At 69.1% G+C, this 16501-nt stretch carries 16 protein-coding genes and 1 tRNA gene; 12 read left to right on the top strand and 5 right to left on the bottom strand.

From position 1 onward, the window contains the following. Positions 1-88: 88 nt before the first annotated feature. The 7 genes from OHS16_RS16190 (at position 89) to OHS16_RS16160 (ending at position 4012) form a co-directional block, all read left to right on the top strand. Positions 89-616 carry a tRNA adenosine deaminase-associated protein gene (locus tag OHS16_RS16190; RefSeq protein WP_328540864.1) on the top strand — a complete coding sequence of 176 codons (528 nt, stop codon included), beginning with the start codon at positions 89-91 and terminating at the stop codon, positions 614-616. Positions 617-633: 17 nt separating this feature from the next. Beyond that, a complete protein-coding gene (gene tadA / locus OHS16_RS16185) occupies positions 634-1098 on the top strand; it encodes a tRNA adenosine(34) deaminase TadA (RefSeq protein ID WP_328537919.1) in 465 nt (154 codons plus the stop codon). 81 nt (positions 1099-1179) lie between these two features. Beyond that, positions 1180-1264: transfer RNA gene (locus OHS16_RS16180), tRNA-Ser, on the top strand. 127 nt (positions 1265-1391) lie between these two features. Further along, positions 1392-1556: a hypothetical protein gene (locus tag OHS16_RS16175; protein ID WP_328537918.1), complete on the top strand. Its 165-nt coding sequence runs from the start codon at positions 1392-1394 to the stop codon at positions 1554-1556. Between the two features lie 26 nt (positions 1557-1582). Next, positions 1583-1876 carry a Dabb family protein gene (locus tag OHS16_RS16170; protein WP_328537917.1) on the top strand — a complete coding sequence of 98 codons (294 nt, stop codon included), beginning with the start codon at positions 1583-1585 and terminating at the stop codon, positions 1874-1876. Positions 1877-2057: 181 nt separating this feature from the next. Then, positions 2058-2948, top strand: coding sequence for an RNA polymerase sigma factor SigF (locus OHS16_RS16165; protein ID WP_443042626.1), 891 nt, complete (start codon positions 2058-2060; stop codon positions 2946-2948). Between the two features lie 212 nt (positions 2949-3160). Then, positions 3161-4012, top strand: coding sequence for an RNA polymerase sigma factor SigF (locus OHS16_RS16160; protein WP_328537916.1), 852 nt, complete (start codon positions 3161-3163; stop codon positions 4010-4012). A 475-nt stretch (positions 4013-4487) separates the two neighbouring features. Here the strand turns inward: OHS16_RS16160 and OHS16_RS16155 are convergent, their stop codons facing one another. Then, positions 4488-4700 carry a hypothetical protein gene (locus OHS16_RS16155; protein WP_328537915.1) on the bottom strand — a complete coding sequence of 71 codons (213 nt, stop codon included), beginning with the start codon at positions 4698-4700 and terminating at the stop codon, positions 4488-4490. A gap of 212 nt (positions 4701-4912) precedes the next feature. Between OHS16_RS16155 and OHS16_RS16150 the strand changes: the two genes are divergently transcribed. The 4 genes from OHS16_RS16150 to OHS16_RS16135 all read left to right on the top strand — a co-directional run bounded on the left by OHS16_RS16150 (position 4913) and on the right by OHS16_RS16135 (position 9662). Continuing rightward, on the top strand, positions 4913-5383 hold the full coding sequence (locus tag OHS16_RS16150; protein WP_328537914.1) for a MarR family winged helix-turn-helix transcriptional regulator: 471 nt from the start codon (positions 4913-4915) through the stop codon (positions 5381-5383). 30 nt (positions 5384-5413) lie between these two features. Then, positions 5414-7906, top strand: coding sequence for an MFS transporter (locus tag OHS16_RS16145; RefSeq protein WP_328537913.1), 2493 nt, complete (start codon positions 5414-5416; stop codon positions 7904-7906). A gap of 127 nt (positions 7907-8033) precedes the next feature. Further along, positions 8034-8852, top strand: coding sequence for a YceI family protein (locus OHS16_RS16140; protein WP_328537912.1), 819 nt, complete (start codon positions 8034-8036; stop codon positions 8850-8852). Between the two features lie 339 nt (positions 8853-9191). Then, positions 9192-9662, top strand: a complete 471-nt coding sequence (locus tag OHS16_RS16135) for a PPOX class F420-dependent oxidoreductase (RefSeq protein ID WP_328537911.1) — start codon at positions 9192-9194, stop codon at positions 9660-9662. Positions 9663-9700: 38 nt separating this feature from the next. Here OHS16_RS16135 and OHS16_RS16130 read toward each other — a convergent pair whose 3' ends face one another. Next, positions 9701-10465 carry a TetR/AcrR family transcriptional regulator gene (locus OHS16_RS16130; RefSeq protein ID WP_328537910.1) on the bottom strand — a complete coding sequence of 255 codons (765 nt, stop codon included), beginning with the start codon at positions 10463-10465 and terminating at the stop codon, positions 9701-9703. A 64-nt stretch (positions 10466-10529) separates the two neighbouring features. Continuing rightward, on the bottom strand, positions 10530-12035 hold the full coding sequence (locus OHS16_RS16125; protein WP_328537909.1) for an MFS transporter: 1506 nt from the start codon (positions 12033-12035) through the stop codon (positions 10530-10532). A gap of 135 nt (positions 12036-12170) precedes the next feature. Between OHS16_RS16125 and OHS16_RS16120 the strand changes: the two genes are divergently transcribed. Next, positions 12171-12977 (top strand): endonuclease/exonuclease/phosphatase family protein, encoded by an 807-nt coding sequence (locus OHS16_RS16120; RefSeq protein ID WP_328537908.1) that lies wholly within the window; start codon positions 12171-12173, stop codon positions 12975-12977. A 64-nt stretch (positions 12978-13041) separates the two neighbouring features. Here OHS16_RS16120 and OHS16_RS16115 read toward each other — a convergent pair whose 3' ends face one another. Together OHS16_RS16115 and OHS16_RS16110 are read right to left on the bottom strand one after the other, a co-directional pair. Then, positions 13042-15204 carry a glycosyltransferase family 39 protein gene (locus OHS16_RS16115; RefSeq protein ID WP_328537907.1) on the bottom strand — a complete coding sequence of 721 codons (2163 nt, stop codon included), beginning with the start codon at positions 15202-15204 and terminating at the stop codon, positions 13042-13044. Further along, on the bottom strand, positions 15201-16466 hold the full coding sequence (locus OHS16_RS16110; RefSeq protein ID WP_328537906.1) for a bifunctional glycosyltransferase family 2/GtrA family protein: 1266 nt from the start codon (positions 16464-16466) through the stop codon (positions 15201-15203). The genes OHS16_RS16115 and OHS16_RS16110 overlap by 4 nt, the downstream gene beginning before the upstream one ends. Positions 16467-16501: the final 35 nt, after the last annotated feature.

The following is a 16501-nucleotide window of genomic DNA, read 5'->3' as shown; positions in this document are numbered from 1 at the left end:
GATGGCCTTGTTTCTGCCACGATTCCAAGTGGGCGAGGCACAGCGCGCCCATTCGGACATCACACCTATGACCAGTGGGAGAGTCACGGTGTACTTCGCCGCACTGCTCGCGCGCACCGAAGACGGGTGGGAAGCGAGCGACACGGAACTCGACGATGTGGAAACCCTCAGCGATCTGACCGACCTCGCCCGGGATGTTTCGCCGGACGAGGACACGGTCCTTGTCTTCATCGAGCAGGAAGGCGCCTGGTTCGGCGTCGTCCGGGTCGACGGTGAGGAGGATCCGCGGATCTACGTCTCGGACGCCGCAGCCGCAAGCCGTTCCTCGTACGGGGAGATCCTGCTCACCGACGAACTGCTCGGCCGGGACCCTCAGGACCCGGACGTCCTGGAAGAACTTGTCGACCTCGACGGTACGGAGGACGGTGAGCGCGAGGAGGACGAGGACGAGGCGGCCGACCCGGGCGACGCCGTACCTCCGGGCCCGCTCGGAGACATCACCATCCTCGCCGACCTCGGCGTGACGGAGAAGGAGCTGCTGACCCTGGGCACCGACGCTCTCTCGGACATCGCCGACGCACTCGGCGCCGCCGAAGTGCTGGAGACCGTGCGCTAGATGAATCCTCAGAAGTGATGCACGACCCTGTCCGAGACCCCTGGGCCGTGCCGATGCGGCGTGCCCTGGCGGAGGCCGGGCTCGCCGCACTCGGCGGCGATGTGCCGGTCGGTGCCGTCCTGCTGTCCGGGGACGGCACGCAGCTCGCCGCGGGCCACAACGAGCGCGAGATGACCGGCGATCCGACGGCGCACGCCGAGACCCTGGCGATCCGGCGTGCCGCCGATGCGCTCGGCTCCTGGCGGCTGACCGGATGCACTCTGGTGGTCACCCTGGAGCCCTGCACCATGTGCGCGGGCGCGATCGTGCAGTCCCGGGTGGACCGGGTGGTCTTCGGTGCCACCGACGCCAAGGCGGGCGCCGTGGGCTCGCTCTGGGACGTCGTACGGGACCGGCGGCTCAACCACCGGCCCGAAGTGATCGTCGGGGTGCTCGCGGACGAGTGCTCCGAGCAGCTGACTTCCTTCTTCAGAGACCGCTGAGCGGTCCTCGGAGAGCCGTCGCGCCGGGGTCCGGGGAGGCCGATTTCGGAGCACGGCCGACCTTGGGCTAAGCTCTCTCTCGGTAGCGTGTCCGAGCGGCCGAAGGAGCTCGCCTCGAAAGCGAGTGTGGGGAAACTCACCGAGGGTTCAAATCCCTCCGCTACCGCTCTTGACGAAGGGCCCCGGCAGTACGCCGGGGCCCTTCGAGCATCCATTCGGAGCCTCTTGATCCTTCGAAGCCCTGTGCGGTTAGACTCTCGCGACGCTCAGGACCACAGGGGAAGCAGGGCTGAATGGTGCAAGCGAAGAAGATCATTCTCTATATGGTCGTCGTCTTCGTGCTGTACACGATCATCACTTCCCCTGCCAGATCGGCCGACCTGGTCCAGGTCGGGTTCGAAGGGATCTCGAACGCCGCGAAGAGTGTCGGCCAGTTCATGACCGAACTGGTCAGCTGAGTCCGTTCGTCCCCGAGGAGTGTTCCTTGATCCGCCATCTGGTCCTCTTCAAGCTCAACGAGGGTGTCTCGCGCGACGAGCCCCGAGTCGTGGCCGGCGCGAAGGCGTTCGCGGAACTCGGGGACGTGATTCCCGAGGTGGAGTTCTGGGAGTGCGCCTGGAACATCACCGAGCGCCCGATCGCCTATGACTTCGCCATCAACTCGGCGGTCCGGGACACCGATGCGCTGAAGCGGTACATCGAGCACCCCGACCATCAGGCGGCCGCGGGGCAGTGGCGCGAGTTCGCCACCTGGGTGATCGCCGACTACCCCTTCTGAGACACCCTGCGCCCTCCGGGCGCGCGGCCCCACGCCTTCCCGGTGTGGGGTTTTTTTATGCATCCGAGACGGTTTGACAACCAACACGGCGTTATGCGGTGCTTGCGCAGGGTGCATCTTTCTTGTGATGCTATGACCGCTTTTGACGGAGGAATTGACTGAAAAAGGGGTGGCGTTGACCGTGCCGGCCAGTACTGCGCCTGGAGTGTCAGCGACCTCCTCATCCCCGTCACCTCACCTGCCACAGACACCTCAACCGCCCCAGACGTCCCCACTGCCGCAGATCGAGGAGACCCCGCCCGCCAAGAGCCGCGGCGCGGACACCCGGGCGCTGACCCAGGTGCTCTTCGCCCGGCTGAAGGACCTCGAGCGGGGCAGCCATGAACACACCAGGGTGCGGTCCGCGCTGATCGAGGCCAACCTGCCGCTGGTGCGCTACGCCGCCGCCAGGTTCCGCAGCCGCAACGAGCCGATGGAGGACGTCGTCCAGGTCGGCACCATCGGACTCATCAACGCGATCGACCGCTTCGACCCGGACCGCGGTGTGCAGTTCCCGACCTTCGCGATGCCCACCGTGGTCGGCGAGATCAAGCGGTACTTCCGCGACAACGTGCGGACCGTGCACGTGCCCCGCCGGCTGCACGAGCTGTGGGTCCAGGTCACCGGCGCCACCGAGGATCTGACCACCCTGCACGGCCGGTCCCCGACCACGGCCGAGATCGCCGAGCGGCTGCGCATCACCGAGGAGGAGGTCCTCTCCTGCATCGAGGCGGGCCGCTCGTACCACGCGCAGTCGCTCGAAGCGGCCCAGGAGGGCGACGGTCTTCCCGGGCTCCTCGACCGTCTCGGATACGAGGATCCGGCACTGGCCGGGGTCGAACACCGCGATCTGGTCCGCCATCTGCTGGTCCAGCTGCCCGAACGCGAGCAACGGATCCTGATGCTGCGCTACTACAGCAATCTGACCCAGTCACAGATCAGCCAGGAGCTGGGCGTTTCGCAGATGCATGTGTCACGGCTGCTAGCCAGAAGCTTCGCGCGGCTCCGATCCGCAAATCGGATCGAGGCGTAACCGGCAGGAGTGAACCCGCCCTTCCGGAACAAATGCGGCACACCCTCTCTTTCCGACGCAGATATGTCGACTTGGCGCTACAGCGTGTTGCCGACATGTGACATTCTGCTGGAAGCGCGTTTGCCGCAGTCCCCCCTCCGGTATTCAGGTGGAGGCTGCGTTCCTCCGACGGGAGCGTCCGCCGCGACCGTCCGCGACCTCAAGGGGGTGGCATGTCCGCAGAACAGGGCAGCTCGAAGGTGCTCACGAAAGACGCACCGGAGACACTCAGCTCCGAATTGCCGAGCTCTGGCGCCATCGACACCCGCACTCTGTCCCGCTCCCTTTTCCTGCGGCTCGCCGTGCTGGCCTCCCAGGAACCGGACAGCCCGGAGCGCACTTACGTACGGGACACGCTGATCGAGCTCAATCTTCCGCTGGTCCGGTACGCCGCGGCGCGGTTCCGCAGCCGGAACGAACCCATGGAGGACATCGTCCAGGTCGGCACGATCGGCCTGATCAAGGCGATCGACCGGTTCGACTGTGAACGCGGCGTCGAATTCCCGACGTTCGCGATGCCGACCGTGGTCGGCGAGATCAAGCGCTTCTTCCGCGACACCTCGTGGTCGGTGCGGGTCCCGCGCCGTCTCCAGGAGCTGCGGCTCGCGCTGACCAGGGCCAGTGACGAACTCGCCCAGAAGCTGGACCGCTCACCCACCGTCCCCGAACTCGCCGCTGTGCTCGGCGTATCGGAGGAGGACGTGGTCGACGGCCTCGCGGTGGGCAATGCGTACACGGCGTCCTCCCTGGACACCCCGTCCGCCGAGGACGACGGTGGCGAGGGATCCCTGGCGGACCGTCTGGGGTACGAGGACACGGCGCTGGAGGGCGTCGAGTACCGGGAGTCGCTCAAGCCACTGCTGGCCAAACTCCCGCCTCGGGAACGGCAGATCATCATGCTCCGCTTCTTCGCGAACATGACGCAGTCCCAGATCGGCGAAGAGGTCGGTATCTCGCAGATGCACGTCTCGCGGCTGCTCACGCGGACACTGGCCCAGCTGCGCGAGGGGCTGATCGCCGACTAGGGCGCGTCCGGGAAGTAGCGGCGTCCGCCCGGAGGGTGGCCGGCGGCTGCCCACGGGTGGCCACCGGCCCATAGGTGGCCACCCGGCCGCCCATGACGCCCGTGGCGCCCTGCGAGGCCGTCCCGCGTCCGCCGGGCCCCGAGGTACGCCATCCGCGCCCGGCCGTGAGTCCCGCTCGGGACCCGTCTTTGGCCGCGGCACGCAGCGCGACGGCGCGGACCGCCGCGGCACGCATCGGCCGAACCGGCCCGGCCGGACCGGTTCGGGCCCGGTGGACGAACCGGCCGCTGCCGGGGCGGATCGCCGCCGGCGCGGCCGGGTGCAGCACGTGCAGGGTGTGGGGATGACCGGCGGGTGCCGCTGGGAAGGCACGTAGAGACCGGGGTCTCCGCCGGCCGGTAGCCGGAGAGGGAGGACGGGGACGGGTTCTTTCCGGATCGCACCCGACATGCGGGGGCGATCCCGGACATGGTCCCTAGATCGCGAGTGCGGCCACGCCGATGAGAACCACGATCACCGCGACCACGGCGACGATCAGGCCGATTCTCGGACCCGCCTGCTGCTGGGGAGCCGCAGGCTGCGCACCCTGCGGTACACCGTCGTCGACAAAGGCGCGGAACATCTGGGTGCTGCCCGCCGGGTCGTAGTTGCCCTCGGGGCCTTGGGGCGCTTGGGGGTTGTGTGCCATGAGGCAGGACCCTAGCGAACCCGTGGGTTCCGCCCAACCCCCGGGCCGACCCGGTCCTGACCGCGCACACGAGACCCACCCTCATTGACCTCACATATGCAAATCCTTTCACCTTCCTTTACCCCGTGGTGCAGCATTTAATTTGCCTTCAGCAACCAACAGCTTCTATGGTTGCCTCAAGCAACAACATAGGATCCACACAGGGAGGGGCCGTGGCCGAGCAGAGCCAGTTCGAGGAACTGGCACGCCAGCTGAGTGCCATCGGCGCCGTCAAGCGCGGCCTGTCGCGCATCCTCCCGCCGGAGTGCCCCACCGGGTCGGCCGCCGTGCTGTCCCTGCTCGGGCAGCACGGCGAGATGAGGATGAGCCGGCTCGCCGAATTGCTCGCCGTGGACATGTCGGTGACCAGCCGGCATGTGACCCACGTCGCGGAGCGCGGCTGGATCGAGCGGTCTCCCGACCCCGTCGACAAGCGCTCCCGCATCCTGCGGCTCACCGCCGCCGGCTCGGACATGCTCGACGACCTCGCCGAGCGCCACATCGCAACCCTCGCTCGCACCCTCAGCGACTGGTCCGACGACGAGGTCGGGCAGCTCAACGTGCTGCTGGCCCGGCTGCGCAGCAGCTTCGGCGACTGCCGGGCCTGGGCCGGTCACCACGGGCACACCCGAACACCCGCTTAACACCCGAGTAAGTAGAGACAGAGGAATTTCATGGCTACGACCACACCGGCAGGTGTGCGGGGCGGCCACGCCAAGCACGGGGGGCATCCCACCCCCGACGACAGTGCGCCGATGACTCACCGGCAGATCATGGAGGCACTGTCCGGGCTGCTGCTCGGCATGTTCGTCGCGATCCTGTCGTCGACCATCGTCACCAACGCACTGCCCAAGATCGTCGCCGATCTGCACGGCAGCCAGTCCTCGTACACCTGGGTCGTCACCGCGTCCCTCCTGGCGATGACGGCGACCACCCCGCTGTGGGGCAAGCTGTCCGACCTGTTCAGCAAGAAGCTGCTGGTCCAGATAGCCCTGATCGTCTACGTCCTGGGCTCGGCAGCGGCCGGACTCTCGCAGAACGCCTCCACCCTGATCGTCTTCCGGGTCGTCCAGGGCATCGGCGTCGGCGGTCTCTCCGCCCTCGCCCAGATCGTGATGGCCGCGATGATCTCCCCGCGCGAGCGGGGTCGCTACAGCGGTTACCTCGGTGCCACATTCGCAGTCGCGACCGTCGGAGGCCCGCTGCTCGGCGGTGTCATCACCGACACCAGCTGGCTCGGCTGGCGCTGGTGCTTCTACGTCGGAGTGCCGTTCGCGATCATCGCGCTGATCGTGCTGCAGAAGACCCTGAAGCTCCCGGTCATCAAGCGGGACGTCAAGGTCGACTGGGGCGGCGCCTTCTTCGTGGCCGCGGCCGTCTCGCTGCTGATGATCTGGATCACCTTCGCCGGAAACAAGTACGACTGGATCTCCTGGCAGACCTACGCCATGGTCGGCGGTTCCATCGTCCTCGGCCTGCTCTTCGTGCTCGTCGAGTCCAAGGCGAGCGAGCCGATCATCCCGCTGAGGCTCTTCCGCAACCCCACGATCACTTTGGCGTCGATCGCCTCGCTGTTCGTCGGTGTCGCGATGTTCTCCGGCACCGTCTTCTTCAGCCAGTACTTCCAGCTGGCTCGCGGCAAGTCGCCGACGATGTCCGGTGTGATGACGATCCCGATGATCGGCGGTCTGTTCATCTCGTCGACCGTTTCGGGGCAGTTCATCACCAAGACGGGCCGCTGGAAGGCCTGGCTGGTCAGCGGCGGTGTGCTGGTGACCGCGGGGCTCGGCCTGCTCTCCACCATCCGGTACGACACCACGTACTGGCATGTGGCGATCTTCATGGCGCTGATGGGTCTCGGCATCGGCATGATGATGCAGAACCTGGTGCTCTGCACGCAGAACCAGGTGTCCCAGCAGGACCTCGGTTCGGCGTCCTCCACCGTCACCTTCTTCCGCTCCCTCGGCGGTGCGGTCGGCGTCTCGGCACTGGGTGCGGTGCTGGGCAACCGCGTCACCCACTTCGTCACCGAGGGCCTGACGGACCTCGGGCCCAAGGGGGCCGGGCTCGCCTCCAAGGCGATGGGTGACGGTTCGGTCCCCGACCTGGCCAGGCTGCCCGCCCCGCTCCGCACGATCATGGAGAGCGCCTACGGGCACGGTGTCGCCGACATCTTCCTGTTCGCGGCCCCGTGCGCGCTGGTCGCCCTCCTGGTGACGCTCTTCATCAAGGAGGTCCCGCTGCGGACCCGCGCCGCCGGCGCGCCCGAGCCGGAGCCCGCCGCTGCCCTGGCCGCTGAGGCGGCCCCCGCGGAGGTCGCCGCCCCGGCTCCCGACGCCGTGAGTGTCCCGAGTGTTCCGAGTCCCGAGGAGACGATGCCGATGCAGCCCGCCCCCACCTCCGGCATCGCCGTCCGCGGTGTGGTCCGAGGCGCCGAAGGCGCACCCGTCGGCCATGCGGCCGTCACGCTGATCTCGCTGGCCGGACGCCAGCTGGGCCGTGCGGTCTCCCAGCTGGACGGCGGTTACGCGGTGGACGCGCCGGGCTCCGGCTCGTACGTCCTGATCGCCTCGGCCGACGGCTTCCAGCCGCAGGCGTCCACCGTGGTGGTGTCCGACGAGGAACTCTCGTACGACATCCTGCTGTCCGGCACCAGCGGCCTGGCAGGTCTGGTGAAGGCCGTCGACGGCGGCGCCCCCATCGAGGGCGCCATGGTCGTCGTCACCGACGTCCGCGGCGATGTACTGGCCACCGGCAAGTCGGGTGCGCAGGGCGAGTTCACCTTCGCCGAGCTGATCCCCGGATCGGTGACCGTGGCGGTCAACGCGACCGGCTTCCGGCCGCTGGCCATGCCGGTGGAGGTCGGCGGCCAGGGTGTGACCCGTATCGAGGCCGCCCTGCAGTCCGGCGCCCTGGTCCAGGGCGTCGTACGCGGCGGGGCCGACCGGCGGCCACTGCCCGACGCCCGGGTGACCCTGGTCGACGCGGCAGGAAACGTGGTCGCCACCGCGACCACCGGGAACGACGGAGCGTATGGCTTCGCCGACCTCAACTCGGGCGAGTACACGGTCATCGCGACGGGTTACCCCCCGGTGGCGGGCTCGTTGACGGTCGCGGGAAGCGGCGTCGACGGACACGACATCGAGCTGGCCCACCCGGGCGAGTAGGACCGGCAGGTCCGCGTACAGGCTGCCCCAGCGGATGTGGGGCACGGGCCCCGGACACGGTGGTGTGGGCAGGGGACGGCCCGCACCACCGGCCGGGGCCCACTTCTTGGAGGAGAGAGAGAACGGGATGGGACTTCGCGCACAGGTACGGACGCGCGACGGCTGGGCCGTACAGCACGCCGTGGTGACCGTGACCGACATGACCGGCAGCCAGGTGCTGCGGGCGGCAGTCGACGAGAACGGAGCGGTGCACGCCGACGCCCCGCTGACCCCGGGCGCGCACACCGTCATCGTGACGGCCGTCGGCTACGCCCCCGCGGCTTCGACGGCGTTCGTCACCGCGAGCGGCCGGGCCGATGTGGGCACGGTGGTACTGGCCAGGCAGGGCGGAGTGGAACTCCCGCCGCCGGGGACCTGGACGCTCGACCCCGCGCACTCCTCGGTGGGCGCGGTCGCCCAGCACCTGGGTATCTCCAGCGTGCACGGCCGTTTCACCGATTTCGTGGGCCGCATCGAGATCGCCGACGACGTCGAGAAGTCGCGTGTCGAAGCGGTCATCTCGGCGGCCTCGATCGACACCGGCAACGCCATGCGGGACGGCCATCTGAAATCCGGGGACTTCCTGGATGTGGAGAACTTCCCGCAGATCACCTACAGCAGCACCGGGGTGGTACCGGCGGGACCTGACCGCTGGACGGTCCACGGCGAACTGGCCCTGCACGGTGTCGCACGGGACATCGATCTGGATCTGAGCTATCTGGGCACCGGGCCGGACCCGTGGGGCGGGGTCCGCGCGGCCTTCCACGCCACGGCGGAACTGCGTCGCGAGGACTTCGCGATGAACTACAACCAGGTGGTCCAGGCGGGGATCTCGGCGATCGGCACCACGCTGAAGGTCGAGCTGGACATCCAGGCGGTCCAGGGCGACTCCCTGCCCGCCGTCTGACAGCCGCCCGACCGGTCCTGGGCCGCCCCGCTCGGACCGCACGCACCCTCCTGCCGGTGCCACAGGTACGCAGCCGCGTGCCCGTGGTACCGGCAGCGGTGTCATGCGCCGGGCGTTCCGGCGGCCAGCGCGGGCCCGGGACGATGCCGATGGGCCCGCGCACGGCGGTACCCCTCGAAAAACGTGAACACACCGGGCTGGAATGTCCTCAGGCCGCTCACCTGAGCATCCTGAGGACAACAGGGACCAATGTGCTCACGTTTTTTCAGGGGGCCCCGGCCAGCAGCGGCTCTCCGGCGGCTTCCGCAGACTTCCCGGAGGGCGACGTATCGTGCGGTCATGGCACCCAACATCGCAAGCAACACCGCCGTCGAACTCGCGGAACTGCTGGAGTTCGTCCGCGAAAGGCACCGGGCCATCCTGCTGACCACCCGGTCCGACGGCCGGCCCCAGGGCTCACCGCTGACCTGTGGAGTGGACGACTCCGGCCGGCTCGTCATGTCCACCTATCCGGAGCGCGCGAAGACCCGTAACGCCAGGCGCGACACACGGGTGAGCGTGATCGTGCTGTCCGACGAGTGGAACGGACCGTGGGTCCAGGTCGACGGCAGCGCCGAGGTCATCGACTCGCCCGATTCCGTGGAGCCGCTGGTCGAGTACTTCCGGAACATCTCGGGAGAGCACCCGGACTGGGACGAGTACCGCGCCGCCATGGTCAAGCAGGGCAAGTCCATCATCCGGATCACCCCGGAGCGCTGGAGCCCCATCGCCACCGGCGGTTTCCCCGCGCGGCTCGCTGAGGGCGACTAGAACCTGTCCGGAGTTCCGCTCACCCTGCGTCAGCACCCCTACGAGAGCTCGCGCTTGGCCTCGATGCCGGCGATCAGCAGATCCAGGGCGAACCGGAAGTCCCGTTCACGCATCTCCTCGACCGTGTCGCCACCGCGTGCGTCCATCACATCCTGGGCCTCCTCGAACGTCTCGCGGAGGCCGGGCTGTTCGCTGATGGTGCCCATGGCCTGGCGGAAGTACTCGTCCTGGCTCATCCCGGCCCGCCGGCAGCGGTCCCTGAAGTGGCCCTCGACGGTGCCGAACCCGTACACGAACTGGAATACCGCCGAGAGGCCGCCCGTCTGTCCGCGCAGCGGCAGGCCGCTGCTGCGCATCACACGCTGGACCGCCGTCGAGAAGACCATCGAGTGCGGGCCGATATTGAGGAACTCGCCGATGAGCGGCGACACCCAGGGGTGCTGCACCAGCAGGCCGCGATAACCGGACGCGAGCTGACGGAGCTGCTCGCGCCACTGGCCGGTGTCCTCGAGCGCCGGGACGGACAGCTCGCCCATCACCGAGTCGAGGGCCAGTTCGAGGAGGTCGTCCTTGGTGTCCACGTACCAGTAGACCGACATGGCCGTCACCCCGAGACCGGCGGCGAGCCGGCGCATGGAGAACTTCGACAGGCCCTCCGAGTCGAGCAGCCGGACCGTCGCCGCGGTGATCTTCTCCAGATCCAGGCCGGCCGGCTGATCGGTTCTCCGGGGGCGAGCAGCCTTGCCCTCCAGCCAGACACTGGTCCGCGCGGGACCCTTCGCACGGTCGGCCGCAGTCGCCATGACGCGCCTCCTCCGGAATTCGTAGATCAGCCGGCTGCCACTGTCGATGGTATGGCGCTGCTGGTCATGCCGCTGTTGCCGCGGCCTCCGCCCGCTCGGCCCGCCGCAGCAGCACGGCGGCCAGCAGTCCGCCGACGAGCACGGCGAGCGCGCCGACCAGTTGACTGGTCTGCACCCCGGTGGCGAAGGCATCGGCGATACGGGCGCGTTCGCCGGGGCCGGTGGCGGCGGCCAGGGCGGCCGGCAGCGAGGCAGCGCCCACCGCCGTGGGAACGAGTGCGGAGAAGCGGGAGTTGAGCACCGCTCCCAGCACCGCGACGCCCAGGCCGTTGCCGAATTCGGCGAGGGTGCCGTTGACGCCCGCGCCGACACCCGCCTTCTCCGGGGGAATCGCGCTCATGATCGCGTTTGCCATCGCCGGCATGGCGAACGCGATACCCGCACCCATGATCACCAGCCCCAGCATCATGCCCGCGTAGCTGTCCCCGCCGAGCACGGCGATCGCTGCGAGCCCTGCGGCGAGCGCGGTCATCCCGGTGGCGATGGTCCCGGGGGTGCCGAGCCTGGGCAGCATCCTGGCCGATACACCGGTCAGATTCAGCGCCACGATGGTGAGAGCGAGCGGCGCGGTCCTCAGCCCGGCGTCCAACGGCCCGTAGCCGAGCACGAATTGCAGGTGCTGGGTGAGCAGGAAGAGCGAGCCGCCCATACCGAAGGCGACCAGGACCGCCCCGGCGACGGCTCCTACGAAGCGCCGGTTGCGGAAGAAGTGCATATCGAGCATCGGATGGGGGACGTGCAGTTCCCAGGCCACGAAGGCGGCCAGGAAGACGATGCCGGTCGCGGCCGACACGAGGACCCGTGCGGACGTCCAGCCGTCCCCCGGGCCGGAGATGATCGCGTAGACGACGGCGGTCATACCGACCGTGGAGAGCAGCGCACCCAGCAGATCGGGCCGGTCACCGGACGGATTCCTGGACTCCGGTACGAGGGCGATCACCGCGACCAGACCGACGGCCGCCACCGGGATGTTGACCAGGAAGATCGCACCCCACCAGAAGTGGTCGAGCAGCGTCCCTCCGATCAGCGGTCCGGCGGCGAAGCCGAGCGAGTTCACCGTGGACCAGAGGCCGATGGCCCTGACCCGCTCGGTGTCGTCGAAGATCTGCACCACCACGGCGAGCGTGGTGGTCATCAGCAGCGCGCCGCCGACTCCCATGCCGGCACGGGCCACGATCAGCTGGACGGTGGACTGGGCGAGCCCGGCGACCAGCGATCCGGCGCCGAAGAGCGCCAGGCCGGCGATCAGCATCTTCTTGCGGCCGTAGCGGTCGGCGGAACTGCCCGCGGTGAGCAGCAGACCCGACTGGACCAGCGAGTAGGCGTTGATCATCCACTGGATGTCTGCGGTCGACGCGTCGAGTTCACGGGTGAGCGAGGGGATCGCGACATTGAGGACCGTGTTGTCGAGGAGCACGGTGAGCTGGGCGAGGCAGATGACCCCGAGGATCAGCCAGCGCTGCGGGTGCCCGGTACGGGTGTTCTGCTGCTCGGCGGCGGTGGCCGTCATTCCGTCTCCTGCTGGTGTACGACTTCGGGCGGCTGGGTGCGGGCACAGGTGGGTGTGCCGTGGCGGTGCTGGGTGTACACCGTAAAGGCCGTCACTGTACGGTGTAAAGTCAATTACCGGCGGTACCGTCGCCAGATGAAGCTGACTCGTCGTGTCACTGAAGTGCTTCTGGCTGCCGCCGTCCTGGCGACGGCCGCGGCGGCCCCCGCGCGGGCTCGCGGTCACGATGTGCCACTGCGGGTCGCCTCGTACAACATCCACGCGGGGGCCGGCATGGACAACGTCTTCGATCTGGACCGGCAGGAGGCGGCTCTGCGCGGTCTGCACGCCGATGTCATCGGCCTGGAGGAGGTCGACGTCCACTGGGACGCCCGCAGCGAGTGGCGCGATCTGGCGGGTGAGCTCGCCGAGCGGCTCGGCATGCACGTCTCGTTCGCGCCGATCTACAGCATCGACGGCCGCGAGTACGGCGTCGCCGTACTGTCCAGGTACCGCATCATCGGCGCCACCAACCACGAGATCACCCGTCTCTCCACCCAGGACCCCGATCCGGTGCCCGCACCGGCTCCCGGATTCGGCGAGGTCGTCCTGCGGGTGAAGGGCGTACCGCTGCATGTGTACGTCACCCATCTGGACTACCGCGCCGACCCCTCGGTGCGGGTCGCGCAGGTCGCGGACACCCGCCGCATCATGGCCGAGGACCACGGCCGCAAGGTGCTGCTGGGGGACTTCAACGCGGAGCCGAACGCACCTGAGCTGGCGCCGTTGTGGCGCGAACTGCGGAATGCGGAGCCGGGACTGCCGACGTTTCCGGCCCTCGATCCGGTGAAACGGATCGACTACGTAGCGGTTTCTCCGGGGATCGCGGTGCGGGGGGCGACGGTGGCCGACACGCTCGCATCGGACCACCGGCCGATCGTGGCCGATCTTTCCCTGCGGTGACGGAGGCCGCGCGGCAGGGCCCCCGGCGGATGGCTCACGCCTTCCGCCGGGGGCCAGCCCCGGCTCAGCTCTTCGGCTGAGTGAGGTCGTACAGGGTCGTGCTTCCCACTGTCACCTTCGTGTAGTTCGCCTCCACCCAGGAGCTGATCTTCGAGGCGGATCCGCTGCCGGCCCCGCCTCCGCCCATGCCGCCGCCCGAGATGAAGTAGTGGATCCTGCCCTTCGAGACATCCGCCTTGAACTGGGCGAGCGTCGGCGAGGGATCACTGCCGTTGAAACCGCCGATCGCCATCACCGGCTTCTCGGTGGCGAGCTGGTAGCTCGCGGCGTTCTGGGAGCCGATCGCAGCCGCCATCCATGTATAGCTGTCCGCGTTCGCGCTGATCCTGGCCTTGACCGAGGCACTGACTGACGCCCCGTCGAGGAGACCGCCCATACCGCCTCCCCCGCCGCGCATCTCGCCCGCCACGCCACCCGGCATACCGCCACCCCGCATACCGCCGCCCTGCGGGGTGGCCCCACCCGGCTGTACCTGCCCGGCGGACGGCTGTCCCGGCTGACCGCCCTGTCCGGCCGGAGCCGTTCCGGGCCGCCCGCCCCCAGCCCGTCCGGCCTGTCCCGCTTGTCCGGCCTGTCCCGCCGGAGGCAGTCCCGTACCGCCGTCCCTGCCGCCGAAGCCACCGCGGGGGCCGCCGCCCCTGCCTCCCATCCGGCTCGCCCCCGCCGGGCCCGCCGTCACGATCGACCCGGTGTGCGCACTGTTCACCGTCGACATCGAGTAAGCGAACGGCCCCGCGAGCGACGCCACCAGTCCGATCCCGGCTGCCCCCAGCGCAGCACGCCGGTTCAGCCTCCGGGCCACGGCAAGGCCGACAGCAGCCGCGAGACCCGCGATCAGCACCGCCCAGCGCAGCCAGGGCAGATAGTCCGGTGTCCGGCCGAGCAGCACGTACGACCAGATCGCCGTCGCGGCGACCGCCGCACCGAGCACCGCGGACCACACCGGCTTGCCACGTTCCTCCCACAGCACGGTGACGCCCATGCCGACGAGCGCGGCGATGTACGGCGCGAGGGCCACCGTGTAGTACTGGTGGAAGATCCCCGCCATGAAGCTGAAGGTCCCCGCGGTCATCAGCAGCGCGCCGCCCCACACCAGGAAGCCGGCACGGACGGTGTCGGTGCGCCCGGCCCGCCGGGTGATCACCACACCCGCGACGAAGAGGATCAGCGCGGCCGGCAGCAGCCAGGAGATCTGGCTGCCGATCTCGGAGCTGAACATCCGGTCGATCCCGGTCTCCCCCCACTGCCCGCCCTGGCCCGCACCGCCGCCGCGACCGCCGCCGCCCACGCTGCCGGTCTCATCGCCGCTGATCCGGCCGAGCCCGTTGTAGCCGAAGGTCAGTTCAAGGAAGGAGTTGTTCTGCGAGCCTCCGACGTACGGGCGGGAGGAGGCGGGCCACAGCTCGACGATCGCGGTCCACCACCCGCCGGCGGCCACCAGAGCCAGCGCGGAGAGCCCCAGCTGGCCGAACCGCCTGCGCACGGTCGTGGGGGCGAACACCGCGTACACCACGGCGAGCGGCGGCAGGATCAGGAACGCCTGCAGTGTCTTCGCGAGGAAGGCCAGACCCACCGCGGCTCCGGCCCACACCAGCCACTTGGTCCGTGCGCCCTCCAGCGCGCGCAGCACGCAGTAGACCGTGACGGTCATCAGCAGCGCGAGCATGGCGTCGGGATTGTTGAAGCGGAACATCAGTGCGGCGACCGGGGTCAGCGCGAGGACCGTGCCCGCGATCAGTCCGGCGGCGGCGCTGAACCTGCGCCGTACCGCGGCGTACAGCACCGCGACCGTCCCGACGCCCATCAGCACTTCGGGGACGAGGATCGCCCAGGAACTCAGTCCGAAGAACTTCACCGAAAGGCCCATCGGCCAGAGCGCGGCCGGCGGTTTGTCGGCGGTGATCGCGTTCGCCGAGTCCAGCGAACCGAAGAACAGCGCCTTCCAGCTCGCGCCTCCGGCCTGCGCGGCCGCGGAGTAGAAGGAGTTGGCGTAGCCGGAAGCGCTGAGATTCCAGAGGTAGGTCACCAGGGTGAGCAGCAGCAGCGCCAGGAAGGCGGGCCGTACCCAGGGCCGGTCATCGTTTCTGCCGCGCCACAGACCACTGGCGCCGCGGTGCCGGGGCGGCTCCGCGGGGACCGGAACCGGCTGATGGTGAAGGGTGGTCATCGTGCAGTCCTTGCGTCGTCGGTGCGCCGCTCGGGAAAGACCCAGGCGCGGAAGAGCAGAAAGCGCAGCACCGTCGCTGCGAGGTTGGCGGCGATCAGCACGGCGAGTTCGGTGCCGTGCGAGGGGTTGCCGGATGCCACGCCGAGTGCGGCGAGGGAACCGCTGGTGAGCGCGAGTCCGATCGCGAAGACCCCCAGGCCCTGGGCCTGGTGACGGACGGCACTGTCCCGTCCGCGCACCCCGAAGGTGAGCCTGCGGTTGGCCGCGGTGTTCATCACCGCCGACACCAGCAGTGCCCCCGCGTTGGCGAGCTGCGGGTTCAGCCCCGTGCGGAAGAGGGAGTACAGCAGCAGATAGAGGAGCGTGGAGAGCGCGCCGACCACGCAGAAACCCACCAGCTGCCGGGCCAGACCTCCCGGTACACCCGGGAGTTCACGATCGCGCGGGTCGTCGCCGAAGGGACGGGCGAGCCGGTCGAGTGGAAGTGTTCCGCCTCCGAGCGCGCGGCCCACCCGCCAGACACCTCTGAGATCGTCCACAGCGGTCTGCACGATGTGCACGGTGGACTCGGGGTCGTCGACCCAGTCGACCGGCACCTCGTGGATCCTCAGTCCGGCGCGCTCGGCGACCACCAGCATCTCGGTGTCGAAGAACCATCCGGTGTCCTCGACCAGCGGCAGCAGCCGCTGGGCGACATCACCGCGAATGGCCTTGAAGCCGCACTGGGCATCGCTGAAGCCCGCGGAGAGCGAGGAGCGCAGGATCAGGTTGTACGCCCGCGAGATGAACTCCCGCTTGGGCCCGCGCACCACACGGGAGCTGCGGGACAGACGCGAACCGATGGCCAGGTCCGAATGACCCGATATGAGGGGTGCGACGAGCGGCAGCAGCGCGTTGAGATCGGTGGAGAGGTCGACATCCATATAGGCGAGGACCGGGGAGTCCGAAGCGGACCACACCCTCCGCAGCGCCCGGCCGCGCCCCTTCTGCTCCAGCCGGCAGACCCGAACCTCGTCGAGCATCGAGTCGAGTCCGGCCGCCACCACGGGCGTTCCGTCGGTGCTCGCGTTGTCGGCGATGGTGATGCGGAAGCTGTACGGGAAGGTGCGGGACAGATGGTCGTGCAGTCCGAGGACGCAGGATTCGAGGTCCTTCTCCTCGTTGTACACGGGGATCACCACATCTAGCACGGGGGCATCCGCAGTGGTCACGGGGAGATGCACCCGTGCCGGCAACGTGCCCGGAGAAGAGTCGGTTCGCATGAGGACGACATTCGCCGGACGCGCTGTCACCGCGG

The sequence above is a fragment of the Streptomyces sp. NBC_00344 genome (genome assembly GCF_036088315.1).
Classification (GTDB): domain Bacteria; phylum Actinomycetota; class Actinomycetes; order Streptomycetales; family Streptomycetaceae; genus Streptomyces.
This window is presented reverse-complemented; position numbering and strand designations above follow the sequence as displayed.

Coding starts and splice junctions, on each gene's coding strand:
- OHS16_RS16155 (WP_328537915.1), bottom strand. CDS start 4,700: ATGGCACACAACCCCCAAGCGCCCCAAGGCCCCGAGGGCAACTACGAC.
- OHS16_RS16125 (WP_328537909.1), bottom strand. CDS start 12,035: ATGACGGCCACCGCCGCCGAGCAGCAGAACACCCGTACCGGGCACCCG.
- OHS16_RS16160 (WP_328537916.1), top strand. CDS start 3,161: ATGTCCGCAGAACAGGGCAGCTCGAAGGTGCTCACGAAAGACGCACCG.
- OHS16_RS16145 (WP_328537913.1), top strand. CDS start 5,414: ATGGCTACGACCACACCGGCAGGTGTGCGGGGCGGCCACGCCAAGCAC.
- OHS16_RS16110 (WP_328537906.1), bottom strand. CDS start 16,466: ATGCGAACCGACTCTTCTCCGGGCACGTTGCCGGCACGGGTGCATCTC.
- OHS16_RS16130 (WP_328537910.1), bottom strand. CDS start 10,465: ATGGCGACTGCGGCCGACCGTGCGAAGGGTCCCGCGCGGACCAGTGTC.
- OHS16_RS16175 (WP_328537918.1), top strand. CDS start 1,392: ATGGTGCAAGCGAAGAAGATCATTCTCTATATGGTCGTCGTCTTCGTG.
- OHS16_RS16135 (WP_328537911.1), top strand. CDS start 9,192: ATGGCACCCAACATCGCAAGCAACACCGCCGTCGAACTCGCGGAACTG.
- OHS16_RS16140 (WP_328537912.1), top strand. CDS start 8,034: ATGGGACTTCGCGCACAGGTACGGACGCGCGACGGCTGGGCCGTACAG.
- OHS16_RS16115 (WP_328537907.1), bottom strand. CDS start 15,204: ATGACCACCCTTCACCATCAGCCGGTTCCGGTCCCCGCGGAGCCGCCC.
- OHS16_RS16120 (WP_328537908.1), top strand. CDS start 12,171: ATGAAGCTGACTCGTCGTGTCACTGAAGTGCTTCTGGCTGCCGCCGTC.
- tadA (WP_328537919.1), top strand. CDS start 634: ATGCACGACCCTGTCCGAGACCCCTGGGCCGTGCCGATGCGGCGTGCC.